The organism is Tatumella ptyseos, from assembly GCF_030552895.1.
Classification (GTDB): Bacteria; Pseudomonadota; Gammaproteobacteria; order Enterobacterales; family Enterobacteriaceae; genus Rosenbergiella; species Rosenbergiella ptyseos_A.
This window is the reverse complement of the sequence record NZ_CP130649.1, coordinates 597144-612081: the sequence shown is the minus strand read 5'-3', so window position 1 is coordinate 612081 and position 14938 is coordinate 597144. Positions and strand designations below refer to the sequence as shown.

Here is a 14938-nt window from a genome sequence, read left to right as displayed (position 1 = left end):
GCGCCGACTAGACAGCGCCTAGATAATAAATTTATTCATCTTCTAGGTAAGTGTAGCCGTACAAACCGCTCTCAAATTCCGATAAGAATTGGTCTCGAAGCTCTTCGGCGATATCACTGGCTTTGACTTGTTGGTAGAACAGGCTCAGTAATTCTTGTGGATTTAACTGAACATACTCCAACATATCTGCAACGGTATCCCCTTCATCGGATAATTCGACATCCACTTCACCATTTCCATTAACGTAGACGTTAACGGCTTCGGTATCTCCGAATAAGTTGTGCATATTCCCTAAAATTTCTTGGTAAGCACCAACCATAAAGAAACCAAGCATTGGCGGATTGTCTGGATCATATTCAGGCATTGGCATCGTGGTTGCGATACCGTCGCCATCTATATAGTGATCGATGGTCCCATCTGAATCACAAGTAATATCTAATAATACTGCCCGACGTTCAGGTTGCTTATTCAGCCCTTCTAATGGCAAGACAGGGAAGAGCTGGTCGATACCCCAGGCATCTGGCATCGATTGGAACAGCGAGAAATTGACATATATCTTATCTGCCATACGCTCTTGTAACTCATCAATCACCGGGCGATGGGCACGGTTACTTGGGTCCAAGTGTTGCTGAGTATAATGACAGATATTTAAATATAACTGTTCTGCCCAAGCGCGCTGCGTCAGTGTATACATCCCAGAAGAATAGCCTGTGTGGATGTCTGATAAATCAACTTGGCTATCGTGAAGCCATTCACGTAATGAACGATGCCCCTGCGTTTCATGCATCTCCTGCCACGTTTTCCACATGCTCAATAGCGGACGTGGGGAGTCATCTTCTGGCGGATGAGGTGGTGTAAAGCTATTACGCTCTACACCAATAATGTTCGAAACCAAGACAGTATGATGTGCCGTTACCGCCCGGCCTGATTCAGTGATCACCGTTGGGTGTTCTAGGCCGTGCTCATCGCAGGCTTCGCCGATGGCGTAAATGACATTATTGGCGTATTCATTTAAGCCGTAATTCACTGAGCAGTCAGATTGAGAGCGAGTTCCCTCGTAATCGACACCTAATCCGCCTCCGACATCGAAACACTTGATCTGCACCCCTAATCGAGCCAGTTCAACGTAGAAACGAGCGGATTCACGCACACCGGTGTAAATATCGCGGATATTTGCCATTTGGGAACCAAGATGGAAATGCAGTAGCTGTAAGCTCTCAATCCGCCCAGCTTGGCGCATAATGTCCACCAGCTCCAAAACTTGTGAAGCGGACAAACCAAATTTCGATTTTTCACCCCCGCTCGATTGCCATTTGCCTGAACCTTGCGAGGCAAGACGAGCACGGATCCCCAAACGAGGTACCACGTTAAGCCGTTCAGCTTCTTCAAGCACCAAGCGTATTTCGGTCATTTTTTCGATGACAAGATAGACTTTATGGCCAAGTTTCTCGCCGATGAGGGCTAGACGAATATATTCGCGATCTTTATATCCATTACAGACAATCACCGAACGCGTTTGTCCCGCATGGGCTAAAACTGCCATTAATTCTGCTTTAGAACCGGCTTCTAAACCTAAAGGCTCCCCTGAGTGAATTAATGACTCAATGACGCGTTTATGTTGGTTAACTTTAATCGGGTAAACCAGAAAATAGTCCCCACGATAACCGAATGATTCACGCGCACGTTTAAAGGCTACATTAATCGAACGTAAACGGTGCTGTAGAATTTGTGGAAAACAAAAGAGTGCCGGAAGACGCTGGCCTTGCGCTTCTCGTTCTTTGACCAGTTTTGCTAAGTCAACACGTGCGGAAGGAATGTCAGGATTGGGGCACACACTGATATGACCTAATTCATTGACGTCATAATAATTATTTCCCCACCATGCAATATTGTAGGTACGTAACATACGGCTCGCTTCTTGATCGTTAACGGCAACTTCTTGCATTGAACGTAACTCACCGTGCTCGCCTGCGGATGAACCTCGAATATTCTTAATGACGTCGGTCATCTCATGCCTCTATCTTAGATAAAAAACAGTTAAGTATTTACCCTAGCGCAACCCGCTAAGCACTGCAAATACTCGTCATAAGTCGCCCCTTTCCGTCTTGTTAGCAACGGATAGATGGGTTAGTACAGGGAAAATTAACACTCGTGATGACGATTTTACTGCCGATAATTGTCGTGGTAATCATTAACCGGAATAAAGACCTATGCAGACAACATTCGCAGCCTGTCGTTGATTAAAAGGCACGCTAAAGGACTGTTATCGTTAATGTTAACTTATCTTATTTCCGTTGCGGCGCTTATCAATTTTAGATGGCAAAGCGGTTCGCGATTTATACCCTTAAGGGGGTAAAAATGCAAAATGTTTGTCTGAGGTCTAGGATGAGAAGGATAACTATGTAGCTATCAATGCGCTAATTCAGAAAAATCACTGGAATTAATCGACCATCCTAACCTAGAATAGACGTCCAGACGGAAAACCATCCGATAGCGTTTTCCTCCAAATTTACTATTCAAGGTCGTCGTTCTCTTTGAGATAAAACGTCGAGATTGAGGCAGCACCAATTGTGCGTACACGCGAAATAAATCCCTTAAGCAAGGTAACTATATAATGGCTAAACATCTTTTCACCTCAGAATCCGTTTCAGAAGGGCATCCCGATAAAATCGCCGATCAAATCTCTGATGCAGTATTAGATGCGATCCTCGAACAAGATCCGAAAGCACGTGTAGCCTGTGAGACTTATGTAAAAACCGGTATGGTTTTAGTTGGCGGTGAAATCACGACCTCAGCTTGGGTCGACATCGAAGAAATTGCGCGTCAAACAGTTCGTGACATTGGTTATGTCCATTCTGATATGGGTTTCGATGCGAACTCCTGTGCGGTACTGAATGCGATTGGTAAGCAATCTCCCGATATCAATCAAGGTGTTGACCGTAAAGATCCACTCGACCAAGGGGCAGGCGACCAAGGATTAATGTTCGGTTATGCAACCAATGAAACCGACGTCTTGATGCCAGCACCGGTAACTTATGCACACCGCTTAGTTCAACGTCAATCAGAAGTCCGTAAAGATGGGACTTTACCTTGGTTACGTCCAGATGCGAAAAGCCAAGTTACCTTCCAATATGATGGCGACAAGATTGTCGGTATCGACGCCGTTGTCCTGTCGACTCAGCACGCTGAACAGATTGGTCAAAAAGAGCTACAAGAAGCAGTAATGGAAACCATTATTAAACCAGTCCTGCCGACCGAATGGCTCACCGCGAATACCAAATATTTTATTAACCCAACAGGGCGCTTTGTCATTGGTGGCCCAATGGGTGACTGTGGTCTGACGGGTCGTAAAATCATCGTTGATACCTACGGCGGGATGGCGCGTCACGGTGGTGGTGCGTTCTCTGGTAAAGATCCATCGAAAGTTGACCGTTCAGCGGCTTACGCTGCACGTTACGTTGCAAAAAATATTGTTGCTGCAGGCTTAGCTGATCGTTGCGAAATTCAAGTTTCTTATGCGATTGGTGTTGCAGAACCGACTTCAATCATGGTTGAAACCTTTGGTACTGAAAAACTGCCAACCGAGCAGTTAACCCTGCTAGTGCGCGAGTTCTTTGATCTTCGTCCTTATGGTTTGATCCAGATGTTAGACCTCCTTCATCCTATCTACCGTGAAACGGCTGCTTATGGTCACTTTGGCCGTGAGCATTTCCCTTGGGAAAAAACAGATAAAGCTGAAGCACTCCGTGACGCGGCAAATCTGAAATAATCTTTACTTTAGGGCGGGATTATCCCGCCCTCGTTTTTCCCCCACCTAATCTTAGCCTTCACTCCCCTTTTCCTCATAAGTGATAACGATTACATCGACTTTTTTCCGTGTCGTGATCGAGTCTATTTCATCAATTGGTAAAAAAAATATGATTTATTCGTAGGTTAAGGCTATAAATACCCGATATTTATGTATAGTTCTGTCAAGAATTGCTGAGCAGACCATTTTATAAACGATTTAATAACCTTTACTTAGTCCAAAATGTAATCGATTACATCGCTGTGATCTGGCTCACTGATAGTTGACATATAATTACGTAGAATCGTAAAGATAAGAAATCTAACATCGGAGGCATTCATGCCTGTAAATAACTCAAAGCGTAGAACGTCTAATAAAATGATGACGTTTTTCGTCTGCTTTCTCGCTGCACTCGCAGGTTTATTATTTGGTTTAGACATCGGGGTTATTGCAGGGGCGCTCCCCTTCATTGCCAAAGAATTCAATGTCACCCCTCATCAACAAGAGTGGATAGTCAGCTCAATGATGTTCGGTGCGGCAGTGGGTGCTGTGGGGAGTGGCTGGATGTCCTCTTCACTCGGTCGTAAGAAAAGCTTGATGGCGGGTGCGATTCTATTCGTTATCGGCTCATTATGGTCAGCGTTAGCAACTTCACCGGAAATGCTGATTACCGCTCGTGTCCTGTTAGGACTTGCTGTCGGTATTGCTTCTTACACTGCACCGCTTTACCTTTCTGAGATTGCACCGGAAAAAATCCGCGGTAGTATGATTTCACTTTACCAATTGATGATCACCATCGGTATTCTAGGTGCCTACCTCTCCGATACCGCACTGAGCTACAGTGGTGATTGGCGTTGGATGTTAGGGGTAATCACTATCCCTGCTGCGCTGTTACTGGTTGGCGTTGTATTCTTACCCAATAGCCCACGTTGGTTAGCGGCCAAGGGACAATTTTATGATGCACAAAAGGTCCTTGATCGTCTGCGTGATACGAGTGAGCAAGCTAAGCGTGAATTAGATGAAATTCGCGAAAGCTTAAAAATCAAGCAAACCGGTTGGGCTCTGTTTAAGGGCAATAGCAACTTCCGCCGGGCTGTCTATTTAGGTGTGTTACTGCAAGTTGTGCAACAGTTCACCGGTATGAACGTGATCATGTACTACGCACCGAAAATTTTTGAAATTGCCGGATTTACCAATACCACTGAGCAAATGTGGGGAACCGTCATTGTTGGTCTGGTTAACGTTTTGGCGACCTTTATTGCTATCGGTCTAGTCGATCGTTGGGGCCGTAAACCTACCTTGATTCTCGGTTTCATCGTAATGGCTACCGGTATGGGGGTTCTAGGAACAATGCTGCATTTAGGCATTCACTCAGCCGGTGCGCAATATTTCGCTATCGCCATGCTACTGATGTTTATCGTTGGTTTCGCGATGAGTGCGGGTCCGTTGATTTGGGTACTTTGTTCCGAAATCCAGCCGCTGAAAGGTCGTGACTTTGGTATCACTGTCTCCACTGCGACCAACTGGATTGCCAATATGATTGTTGGGGCGACCTTCTTAACGCTACTCACCAATTTAGGCAATGCTGGGACCTTCTGGTTATACGCTGCGCTAAATGTAGTGTTCATCATTCTGACTCTGTGCCTGATTCCAGAAACTAAAAACGTTTCACTCGAGCACATTGAAAGAAACCTTATGCAAGGTAAAAAACTGAAAGATATCGGCTCACGCGATTAATCAGATAAGGGGGTGACAAGTTCACCCCCTTTTTTTATGTTATCCTCGCTCCATGAAAAAAAATCACCGCCTGCCTATCGCTTTACAGCAAGCTATTTATCGCTCGCTACGTCATCACCTCGTTCTTGCTGCTCCCCATTTCGATGACCCTCTCCCCGAGCCTGCTATCAGTTGGCAGCAGCGTGGCACTACTGCTGGTAGCGCTTGGTTAAAAGAGTGGCAAATCCGTCTCAATCCGATACTGTGCGAGGAGAACCCTTCAGCCTTTGTGGAACAAGTGGTCCCCCATGAACTCGCGCATCTATTGGTGTGGAAAAAATTCGGCCGAGTCGCGCCTCATGGCCAAGAATGGCGTTGGATGATGGAAGAGGTACTGAAGGTCAAAGCCGAGCGTACTCATCGCCTTATCACAACCTCTGTTGCCGGCCGAACCTTTACCTACCATTGTCATTGCCAACAGCATGAACTCACTGTACGACGCCATAATCGCGTAGTACGGGGAGAAACAGAATATTGCTGCCGCCGCTGCGCTGCGCCGCTCAGGATAGGCCCCTATCAAGGGTAAGCAAGGACGTTCGCGTTTTGCTCAACGGTTCGAGCCAGAATGAGGTATTATGGCGCGTTAATGTCTCTTTGATGATTAAGTAGAATATGCGTCTCAGATTTAGTTTTCTTGCTTTACTTATTTCAACCTCTCCAGCCTTAGCAAAAGTTTATCAGCAGGATAATTTCCAAGCGGCTAAAAAGGCCTCGATTGAAGTGAACCAAGGTGCCAAAGAGTTTTATTGTGGTTGCACCATTCACTGGCAAGGTAAAAAAGGGGTTCCTGATTTAGCTTCTTGTGGTTATCAGCCGCGAAAAAATGCGCAACGAGCTGCTCGTATAGAGTGGGAACATGTTGTACCAGCCTGGGTATTCGGACATCAACGTCAATGCTGGCAGCAAGGTGGTAGAAAAAATTGTCGCAAAGATAGCGAGTATCGAAGAATAGAAGCTGATTTACATAATCTAGAACCTGCAATTGGTGAGGTGAATGGTGATCGGAATAACTTTGCTTATAGCCAATGGAATGGTACCCCTACTCAGTATGGTGCCTGTGAGATGATTAATGATTTCAAAGCTAAACTGACTCAGCCTGCTGCTCGCGCCCGTGGACCCATTGCCCGAATAACCTTGTATATGCGTGACCAATATCACCTTTCCCTCTCGCGCCAACAAACGCAATTGTTAATGGCTTGGAATAAGCTTTACCCCGTCACATCATGGGAATGCCAACGCGATCGTCGTATTGCTAAAATACAGGGTAACATTAATCCTTGGGTCGCTAAGCAGTGCCCATAATCTGCATTGCATTTAGTCGATTCAGCGGTCAAGCTATACCATAATTCATTTATTTTTAATTAAGAGATAAGGCCATGCGTATTCCCCGCATCTATCATCCAGAAGCGCTTCAAAGTCACCAACGTGTTCAGCTTTCTGAAGACGCCGCCAATCACGTTGGCCGAGTATTACGCATGGTCGCGGGTCAGCACGTTTTATTATTTGATGGCAGTAATCAAGTATTCCCTTCCACTATCGTTGAAGCCAGTAAGAAGCATGTCACGGTAGAAACCAGTGAGGGTGAAATCGATGACCGTGAGTCCCCTCTCAATATTCACTTAGGACAAGTGCTGTCGCGGGGCGAAAAAATGGAATTCACCATCCAAAAATCTATTGAATTGGGGGTTAATACTATTACGCCTTTAATCTCTGAACGTTGTGGTGTAAAACTGGACAAAGAGCGGCTTGAGAAAAAACTTTCGCAATGGCAAAAAATTGCGATTGCCGCATGTGAACAGTGCGGACGAAACCGTATACCCGATATCCGTCCAGTCATGACTTTAGCAGACTGGCTAGCCGAAGAGAGTGATGCGCTTAAGCTTAATCTTCATCCACGCGCCTCACAAAGTATTAATCGACTTACACTGCCAAACAATAAGGTGAGATTACTTATCGGGCCCGAAGGGGGATTATCTGCTGCTGAGATTGAACAAGCCAGTAAGGATAACTTCACCGATATTTTATTAGGTCCGCGGGTATTACGTACTGAAACGACTGCATTGACCGCAATTACCGCGCTACAAGTAAGATTCGGTGATTTAGGTTAATTGACTATCTGGCATCAACAGTGAAATGCTTGGTTCATCCTTGGGTATACTGAGTCCTTTTCCCTAATACACTAAATTTTGAAGGGGTTGTGAATGATTAAGCTGGGTATTGTGATGGATCCCATTACAACCATCAATATCAAGAAAGATAGCAGTTTTGCAATGTTACTAGAGGCCCAAAAACGCGGTTATGAAATCCATTATATGGAGATGAATGACCTATCGTTACGCAAAGGTGTCGCCTCGGCGCGCACCCGCGGGCTGACTGTAATGCAAAATGAAGAGAAATGGTTTGAATTCACCAGTGAACAAACCCTCCCTCTGGCCGATCTTGATGTGATCCTTATGCGTAAGGATCCTCCTTTTGATACCGAGTTTGTTTATGCGACCTATATTTTAGAAAGGGCTGAAGAACAAGGCACGCTGATTGTCAATAAGCCGCAAAGCTTACGCGACTGTAATGAGAAACTCTTTACCGCTTGGTTTGCTGAACTCACGCCAGATACCTTGGTTACGCGCAGTCGTGAAACTTTACGTGATTTCTGGCAAGAACATGGTGACATCATTATGAAACCATTGGATGGCATGGGCGGTGCCTCTATTTTTCGTGTGAAACAAGATGATCCTAACTTCTCGGTCATCTGGGAAACCTTGACCCAGCAAGGCACACAATTTTGTATGGCCCAAAACTTCATCCCGGAGATTAAACAGGGCGACAAACGTGTTCTGGTTGTCGATGGCGAACCTGTTCCGTACTGCTTGGCCCGCATCCCTAAGTCTGGGGAAACGCGTGGTAATTTAGCCGCAGGTGGTCGCGGCGAACCTCGACCATTGACTGACAGTGATTGGGCGATTGCGCGCAAAGTCGCGCCGACACTAAAAGAGAAAGGCCTTATTTTTGTTGGCCTCGACATCATTGGCGATAAATTAACAGAAATTAACGTCACGAGTCCTACCTGTATTCGTGAGATTGAAGCCGAATTTCCGGTATCAATAACTGGTATGCTGATGGGTGCTATTGAAAAACGTTTAGCTAACGCATAATTTTATTCAACCTTTCTGGTAGCCCTGTGGTTACCAGAAACTTAATCACTCGAGACGGTATGAATTTACAGCACCATTTCCTGATTGCCATGCCCACGCTAGAGGATCCGTTATTCAAGCGCTCCGTGGTTTACATCTGTGAACATAACGCTGATGGCGCGATGGGGATTATTATCAATAAACCTTTAGAAAACCTTAATGTTGAAGGGGTGTTAGCCAAATTAGACATCGAGCTTTCTGGAGACGGCTCCCAGCGCCAGCTTGAACAACCCGTGTTCACTGGCGGCCCTATGTCTGAAGACCGCGGCTTTATTCTTCATACTACGCCTCAAAAATATGCTTCTAGTATCGAAGTTTCTCCCGAAACGATAGTTACCACCTCCAAAGATGTACTTGAGGCACTCACCACTGATCACCATCCAGAACAGGTATTGGTCGCGTTGGGCTATTGTGCGTGGGAGCAACAGCAGCTTGAAAACGAGATACTGGAGAATGCTTGGCTAACCGTTCCTGCTACTAGCGACATTATTTTCCATTTACCTGCCTCTGAGCGTTGGTCTGCTGCCGCAGCAAAACTCGGTATTAATATTCATATGATTGCTAGCGAAGCAGGACACAGTTAATGAGTAACCAGACTATCATCGCGTTCGATTTTGGGACGCGCAGTATAGGTATCGCCGTAGGACAAACCTTAACCGCAACAGCCTCCCCCCTTGCTGCAGTTAAAGCCCAAGATGGCGTGCCGGACTGGACGCTGATCGAAAAAGTGATCAGTGAGTGGCAACCCGATTATTTAGTCGTCGGCCTCCCACTCAATATGGATGGAAGCGAGCAGGAATTGACGCAGCGAGCCAAAAAATTTGCTAACCGCCTACATGGCAGGCTGGGTAAAAAAGTGGAATTACAAGATGAGCGGTTAAGCACAACGGAAGCCCGCTCTCGCCTCTTCGAAAAGGGAGGTTATAAGTCGCTATCGAAGGGACGTGTTGATTCCCAATCGGCAGTCATTATTTTGGAAAGTTGGTTCGAAGCGCTTTATCAATAGTGGGACATAATAATCCGCTATTCTGTTTAGCGTACTGCTCAAGCGATTGGCGGAATGAAACCATTCCTTCTTGACTGGCTTGCTCCAGTTGCCCCGGTAGCTGATGAAACTTTGCTTCACGGATAAGATTTCCCACTGCATTAGTGTTGATCAGTAATTCATAGAGGGGTGACACCCTTTCTGCCTTAAAGCGTAGCTGCTGTGCTAATACCGCTCGTAAACTTTGCGCCAAATGTTGGCGTGCAGTATCCCGCTCATGGGGAGGAAAGGCATCCACCAACCGTTGTAAGGCATGAGTCGTATCTGTGCTGTGTAGCGTTGCCAGCACAAGATGGCCGGTTTCTGCCGCGGTCAGCGCGAGTTTAATCGTGGTTGTATCGCGAAGTTCGCCAATTACAATAATATCAGGATCTTGACGTAACGCTGAGACTATACCGTTCGATAGATTGCTAACATGCTCCCCTATCTCCCGCTGTTGAATCAGAGATTGCCCAGGGCTGTGGCAAAATTCGATTGGGTCTTCAAGCATAATAATATGTCGTTGATAATGCTGATTTAGATGATCGATAACCGCCGTCAGTGTTGTCGATTTCCCTGATCCCGTTGCTCCTGAAATCAAGATTAATCCCTGTTGGCCTTCAACTAACCGAATAAAGGCACTAGGCAATTGTAAACTCTCAATATCCTTCGCCTCTGCGGGGAGTATTCGTAACGATAGGGAGAACCCCTGATGTTGTTTGAAAAATGAAGCACGGACACGTGCTCCTTGCTCACTGGTCAACGCAAAATCGCAATGTCCTTGTTCCGCCAGCAGCTGCGATAATCGCCCAGTAATCTGTTGGCTGAGAAAGTGTTTAAACCAAGCATGGGGCAGTTTTTGGCTACCTGGAATGATTTCGATCGTATTTTCTCTGCGCCAACGGGGAAATTCTCCGCAGCACAGGTGTAGATCGCTCGCGTTATGTTTTACACTACGCGCAATTAATTCTGTTAACTCCATAGTGATTTCCGGTTATGACATCCATTTCTCAAAATTTACACTCAGTGGAACAACGGATCGCCGATACAGCTAGGCATTGTGGGCGTAGCCCTCAAGAAATAACCTTACTTGCGGTAAGTAAAACTAAGCCTGAGAGCGATATCGAAGCGGCATACCGTGCTGGTCAACGCTGCTTCGGTGAAAATTACGTACAAGAAGGCGTTGGTAAAATTACTACCCTAGCTCACTTAGCTGATATCGACTGGCACTTTATTGGTCCATTGCAGTCGAATAAGAGTCGCTTAGTGGCTGAGCATTTTGCTTGGTGTCATACCGTTGATCGATTGAAACTGGCACAACGTCTCTCAGACCAACGTCCTGAACATCTTCCCCCTCTGAATATTTTGATTCAGGTGAATATCAGCGATGAGTCCAGCAAGTCAGGTATTCAGGTCGAAGAATTGAGTGGGCTAGCTGCGGCAATTGTTCAACTTCCTCAATTAAGGTTACGAGGGATTATGGCTATTCCCGCACCGGAAGCTGATTTCTCAAGACAGTTAGCAGTTTGTCAGCGTATGGCGAAGCTCTTTCACGATTTAGCAAAACACTATCCTGAGGTCGATACACTCTCCTTGGGGATGAGTGATGATCTTGATGCGGCAATTACCGCAGGCAGTACTCTTGTACGAGTGGGTAGCGCGATTTTTGGTGCCCGTCAGTATTCAACTACTTCAGAATAAGCTAAGGAACACTATGTATACCTTGACGTTTTTGGTCAAAACATTTATCGAGCTCTATGTGCTCGTACTGTTATTACGCATCTGGATGCAATGGGCGCGATGTGACTTTTACAATCCACTCGCTCAATTCGTGGTAAAGCTGACACAACCCATTATTGGTCCTTTACGTCGTATTATACCGGCTATCGGCCCAATTGACGGTGCGTCATTACTCCTCGCCTTCATCCTAACAACTCTAAAATACCCTCTACTGGTTGCGATCAATAATGGCGGTTTTTCATTATCGCTAAGCTTATTATTGGTTGGTGTTTTATCGCTGCTCAAGGCCGCGGGTAACTTAGTATTTTGGGTCATTTTGATTCGCTCGATTATGAGTTGGGTAAGCCAAGGCCGCAGCCCAGTAGACTATGTGCTATACCAACTGACCGAGCCGCTAATGGCGCCTATCAGACGCTGGTTACCGGCGATGGGCGGAATAGATTTCTCGGCGATGATCGTTATCCTTATCCTTTATGCCTTGAATTATCTCGGCATGGATCTTTTCCCTAACCTATGGGTTTGGTTATAAATCATGACGAACTATTTTTCTCCAAAGCATGTCGTGTTGGCCACCGGTAATGCAGGTAAAGTTAGCGAACTGGCTGGTTTGTTAGGCGATTTTGGTTTAACCATTACTGCTCAAACTGAACTTGGGGTGGGCTCAGTAGAAGAAACTGGCCTCACTTTCATTGAAAATGCGTTAATTAAGGCTCGCCACGCTGCCCAGGTAACCGGCCTGCCAGCCATCGCCGATGATTCAGGTTTAGCGGTTGATGCCTTACAAGGCGCGCCAGGTATTTACTCTGCACGCTATGCGGGTGAAGCGGCTACCGATACGGACAACCTGAATAAGCTACTGACGGCTATGCAGGATGTTCCCGATGCGCAACGACAGGCCGCTTTCCATTGTGTCTTGGTCTATTTGACCCACGCTGAAGATCCTACCCCAATTGTCTGTTATGGACGCTGGCCGGGCATGATTACTCGCCAACCTAGCGGCCAAGGCGGCTTTGGCTATGACCCCATTTTTTATGTTCCCGAACAACAAAAATGTGCAGCTGAAATGAGTAAGGCAGAGAAATCAGCGATCTCCCATCGTGGTCAAGCATTAAAGCAACTGATGGAAGCATTACGTAATGGCTAAAGCTTTACCCCCATTAAGTTTGTATATTCATATCCCATGGTGTGTCCAAAAGTGTCCCTATTGTGATTTCAACTCTCACGCCCTCAAGGGCGAGGTTCCTCATCAGGAATATGTTGAGCATTTACTAAAAGATTTAGATGACAGTCTGCACCTGGTTCAGGGACGGCAACTCTCAACCATCTTTATCGGTGGCGGCACACCGAGTTTACTGAGTAGCCAAGCGATGCAACAACTGATGGATGGCGTACGTGAGCGTATCCCGTTATCCATGGGATGTGAAGTGACGATGGAGGCTAATCCCGGTACTGTCGAAGCAGAAAGATTTAGTGGCTACCAGCAAGCAGGGATTAATCGTATCTCTATTGGGGTACAAAGCTTTGACGCCGAGAAGTTGACGCGATTAGGAAGGATACATGGGCCGCAGGAAGCGAAACGAGCGGCACAACTCGCGACGGGGTTAGGGTTACGGAGTTTTAATCTAGACCTGATGCATGGTCTTCCCGACCAGAGTATTGAACAGGCTTTGGACGATTTACGGCAGGCAATAGCGTTAAACCCTCCTCATCTTTCGTGGTATCAGTTAACGATAGAGCCTAATACTCTTTTCGCCTCACGTCCGCCTAAACTGCCAGACGATGATGACCTCTGGGATATTTTCGAACAAGGGGACCAGCTACTGCGTGAGGCTGGCTATGAGCAATATGAGACCTCAGCTTATGCTAAGCCAGGTTACCGTTGCGAACATAACCTTAACTATTGGCGGTTTGGAGATTATCTCGGTATTGGTTGCGGTGCTCATGGTAAAATTACGCTTGCCGACGGTAAGATTATGCGCACCGTTAAAACACGCCACCCTAAAGGCTTTTTGCGGGGCGAGTATCTTGATCGGCAATTTATGGTTGCCGATGAGGATAAAGCCTTCGAGTTCTTTATGAACCGTTTTCGATTATTGGAGCCTTGTCCTCGCCAAGATTTTACTGATTTAACCGGATTAGCAGAACAACAGGTTAGGCCTGCGATCGATAAAGCGATTCAAGCCGGGTATCTGCAAGAAACTGCTGAGTACTGGCAAATCACCCCTAAAGGAAAGTTATTTTTAAATTCATTGCTAGAAGCTTTCCTACCCGAAACTGAATAAAAAAAAGCCTTGCTTAGCAAGGCTTTATATCTAATAGCGGAAATAACTACGCTGAGCTTTGTCCACTTTATAAAGATAACGTCTCGATTCAGCCGCGGGATGTTTACGCACCAGAATACGGTAAACCTCCGTGGGGGGCATCGCGTTAATGATGGCGACGGCTTTATCTTTATTACTTGAGAAGACTTTCAGTACGCTTCCTGCTCCACCATTGTAAGCAGTAATCACCGCATAACGTCTTGATTGGGGATCGGTAATCCCTGCGAGATAATTATTCTGTAAAATCGAAAGATAAGCCGTTCCGGCATCGATATTATTCTCAGGGTCGAGTAAGTAGCTGCGACTCGGTTTACCCCACTTACCTTTCATTTTAAAGACATCAACGCCAGCGGTATGTTGAACAACCTGCATCAGCCCTAATGCATCAGAATTACTAATTGCATAGGGGTTAAAGCTAGACTCTGTTTGCATGATCGCTAAGATAAGTGAAACATCCACCCCATATTGATCGGAAGCTTTGCGTACCATTGGCAAATAACGGTGTGCACGTTGGTTTAAGTGGTTTGGCACCATAGGAATGGTGACGGACCAAATAACGTGCATCCCAGAAACACGACGATGTAATTTGTACTTCAGCAAGTAATCAGCGAAAGTTCCGGCACGTCCTTGCCAACGGATGGGCTGCCCGGTGTTATCCAGCACCTGACCGTAAAGCAATGGCTCTTGACTGAGATTGATATCGTTGGCGTCAGAGTAGAGGTCAACGTTACCCGGGTTTTCACCAATCAAAAGCGTAGTGATAATGGCCTCACGTAAGCTAGCCATCGGGTTAGTTCCCGAAATAGATTCGATGGTAATCTTACCGCTTTCGAAGTTGATGTGGCTGCGCGTATAGTAATTATCGCTATACTTTACGTAATCTTTCGGGCCAGCAATCAGAACTTCATTGATCCCCCAAATGTTCTCGATATTATGGGCAAATTGGCCCATAAGAATATCAAAACCATTAGTATCTTTTACCCAATCTTCGTGAAAAACGCTTTTTTTATCACTCGAGCAAGAGACTAGCAGTGGCGCGATGAGCATGAGAGGAATCAATTTTTTCATAGGGTGGCGTTCTGGCTGCTTAACGTAAAAT

At 46.0% G+C, this 14938-nt stretch carries 15 protein-coding genes; 12 read left to right on the top strand and 3 right to left on the bottom strand.

Annotation, left to right across the window (positions count from 1 at the left end):
• Positions 1-31 precede the first annotated feature (31 nt).
• The gene (gene speA / locus QJR74_RS03015) at positions 32-2008 is read right to left on the bottom strand and encodes a biosynthetic arginine decarboxylase (RefSeq protein ID WP_304373134.1); all 1977 of its coding nucleotides are present in this window, start codon (positions 2006-2008) and stop codon (positions 32-34) included.
• Between the two features lie 606 nt (positions 2009-2614).
• On the opposite strand from speA, the gene metK reads away from it, so the two are divergent.
• From metK to ruvX, 8 genes are all read left to right on the top strand, one after another.
• Entirely contained in the window at positions 2615-3769 is a 1155-nt protein-coding gene (gene metK / locus QJR74_RS03010; protein ID WP_304373133.1) for a methionine adenosyltransferase, read from the top strand.
• Positions 3770-4126: 357 nt separating this feature from the next.
• On the top strand, positions 4127-5524 hold the full coding sequence (locus QJR74_RS03005) for a sugar porter family MFS transporter (RefSeq protein WP_304373132.1): 1398 nt from the start codon (positions 4127-4129) through the stop codon (positions 5522-5524).
• Positions 5525-5576: 52 nt separating this feature from the next.
• Positions 5577-6089, top strand: a complete 513-nt coding sequence (locus QJR74_RS03000) for a SprT family zinc-dependent metalloprotease (RefSeq protein ID WP_304373131.1) — start codon at positions 5577-5579, stop codon at positions 6087-6089.
• A gap of 86 nt (positions 6090-6175) precedes the next feature.
• The gene (gene endA, locus QJR74_RS02995) at positions 6176-6865 is read left to right on the top strand and encodes a deoxyribonuclease I (RefSeq protein WP_304373130.1); all 690 of its coding nucleotides are present in this window, start codon (positions 6176-6178) and stop codon (positions 6863-6865) included.
• Positions 6866-6939: 74 nt separating this feature from the next.
• Entirely contained in the window at positions 6940-7671 is a 732-nt protein-coding gene (gene rsmE, locus QJR74_RS02990; protein ID WP_304373129.1) for a 16S rRNA (uracil(1498)-N(3))-methyltransferase, read from the top strand.
• A 93-nt stretch (positions 7672-7764) separates the two neighbouring features.
• Complete coding sequence (gshB, locus tag QJR74_RS02985; RefSeq protein WP_304373128.1) at positions 7765-8715, top strand: glutathione synthase; 951 nt, start codon at positions 7765-7767, stop codon at positions 8713-8715.
• Between the two features lie 59 nt (positions 8716-8774).
• On the top strand, positions 8775-9338 hold the full coding sequence (locus QJR74_RS02980) for a YqgE/AlgH family protein (RefSeq protein ID WP_304373127.1): 564 nt from the start codon (positions 8775-8777) through the stop codon (positions 9336-9338).
• Positions 9338-9760, top strand: a complete 423-nt coding sequence (ruvX, locus tag QJR74_RS02975) for a Holliday junction resolvase RuvX (protein ID WP_304373126.1) — start codon at positions 9338-9340, stop codon at positions 9758-9760. The genes QJR74_RS02980 and ruvX overlap by 1 nt, the downstream gene beginning before the upstream one ends.
• Here ruvX and QJR74_RS02970 read toward each other — a convergent pair.
• A complete protein-coding gene (locus QJR74_RS02970; protein WP_304373125.1) occupies positions 9723-10760 on the bottom strand; it encodes a type IV pilus twitching motility protein PilT in 1038 nt (345 codons plus the stop codon). The genes ruvX and QJR74_RS02970 overlap by 38 nt on opposite strands.
• Positions 10761-10774: 14 nt before the next feature.
• Between QJR74_RS02970 and QJR74_RS02965 the strand changes: the two genes are divergently transcribed.
• The 4 genes from QJR74_RS02965 to hemW are packed head-to-tail and all read left to right on the top strand — an operon-like array spanning position 10775 to position 13800.
• A complete protein-coding gene (locus QJR74_RS02965) occupies positions 10775-11479 on the top strand; it encodes a YggS family pyridoxal phosphate-dependent enzyme (protein WP_304373124.1) in 705 nt (234 codons plus the stop codon).
• A gap of 13 nt (positions 11480-11492) precedes the next feature.
• On the top strand, positions 11493-12047 hold the full coding sequence (locus QJR74_RS02960) for a YggT family protein (RefSeq protein WP_304373123.1): 555 nt from the start codon (positions 11493-11495) through the stop codon (positions 12045-12047).
• A gap of 3 nt (positions 12048-12050) precedes the next feature.
• The gene (locus tag QJR74_RS02955) at positions 12051-12662 is read left to right on the top strand and encodes an XTP/dITP diphosphatase (protein ID WP_304373122.1); all 612 of its coding nucleotides are present in this window, start codon (positions 12051-12053) and stop codon (positions 12660-12662) included.
• Positions 12655-13800 (top strand): radical SAM family heme chaperone HemW, encoded by a 1146-nt coding sequence (gene hemW / locus QJR74_RS02950; RefSeq protein WP_304373121.1) that lies wholly within the window; start codon positions 12655-12657, stop codon positions 13798-13800. Before QJR74_RS02955 ends, hemW begins: the two co-directional genes overlap by 8 nt.
• Positions 13801-13830: 30 nt before the next feature.
• Here hemW and mltC read toward each other — a convergent pair whose 3' ends face one another.
• On the bottom strand, positions 13831-14907 hold the full coding sequence (mltC, locus tag QJR74_RS02945; RefSeq protein ID WP_304373120.1) for a membrane-bound lytic murein transglycosylase MltC: 1077 nt from the start codon (positions 14905-14907) through the stop codon (positions 13831-13833).
• Positions 14908-14938: the final 31 nt, after the last annotated feature.

What these genes read in the sequence shown, in the direction of transcription:
- mltC (WP_304373120.1), bottom strand. Translation starts at nt 14,907, where the DNA reads ATGAAAAAATTGATTCCTCTCATGCTCATCGCGCCACTGCTAGTCTCT.
- speA (WP_304373134.1), bottom strand. Translation starts at nt 2,008, where the DNA reads ATGACCGACGTCATTAAGAATATTCGAGGTTCATCCGCAGGCGAGCAC.
- QJR74_RS02980 (WP_304373127.1), top strand. Translation starts at nt 8,775, where the DNA reads ATGAATTTACAGCACCATTTCCTGATTGCCATGCCCACGCTAGAGGAT.
- metK (WP_304373133.1), top strand. Translation starts at nt 2,615, where the DNA reads ATGGCTAAACATCTTTTCACCTCAGAATCCGTTTCAGAAGGGCATCCC.
- QJR74_RS03000 (WP_304373131.1), top strand. Translation starts at nt 5,577, where the DNA reads ATGAAAAAAAATCACCGCCTGCCTATCGCTTTACAGCAAGCTATTTAT.
- QJR74_RS02970 (WP_304373125.1), bottom strand. Translation starts at nt 10,760, where the DNA reads ATGGAGTTAACAGAATTAATTGCGCGTAGTGTAAAACATAACGCGAGC.
- QJR74_RS02965 (WP_304373124.1), top strand. Translation starts at nt 10,775, where the DNA reads ATGACATCCATTTCTCAAAATTTACACTCAGTGGAACAACGGATCGCC.
- QJR74_RS02955 (WP_304373122.1), top strand. Translation starts at nt 12,051, where the DNA reads ATGACGAACTATTTTTCTCCAAAGCATGTCGTGTTGGCCACCGGTAAT.
- QJR74_RS02960 (WP_304373123.1), top strand. Translation starts at nt 11,493, where the DNA reads ATGTATACCTTGACGTTTTTGGTCAAAACATTTATCGAGCTCTATGTG.
- gshB (WP_304373128.1), top strand. Translation starts at nt 7,765, where the DNA reads ATGATTAAGCTGGGTATTGTGATGGATCCCATTACAACCATCAATATC.
- rsmE (WP_304373129.1), top strand. Translation starts at nt 6,940, where the DNA reads ATGCGTATTCCCCGCATCTATCATCCAGAAGCGCTTCAAAGTCACCAA.
- endA (WP_304373130.1), top strand. Translation starts at nt 6,176, where the DNA reads ATGCGTCTCAGATTTAGTTTTCTTGCTTTACTTATTTCAACCTCTCCA.
- ruvX (WP_304373126.1), top strand. Translation starts at nt 9,338, where the DNA reads ATGAGTAACCAGACTATCATCGCGTTCGATTTTGGGACGCGCAGTATA.
- hemW (WP_304373121.1), top strand. Translation starts at nt 12,655, where the DNA reads ATGGCTAAAGCTTTACCCCCATTAAGTTTGTATATTCATATCCCATGG.
- QJR74_RS03005 (WP_304373132.1), top strand. Translation starts at nt 4,127, where the DNA reads ATGCCTGTAAATAACTCAAAGCGTAGAACGTCTAATAAAATGATGACG.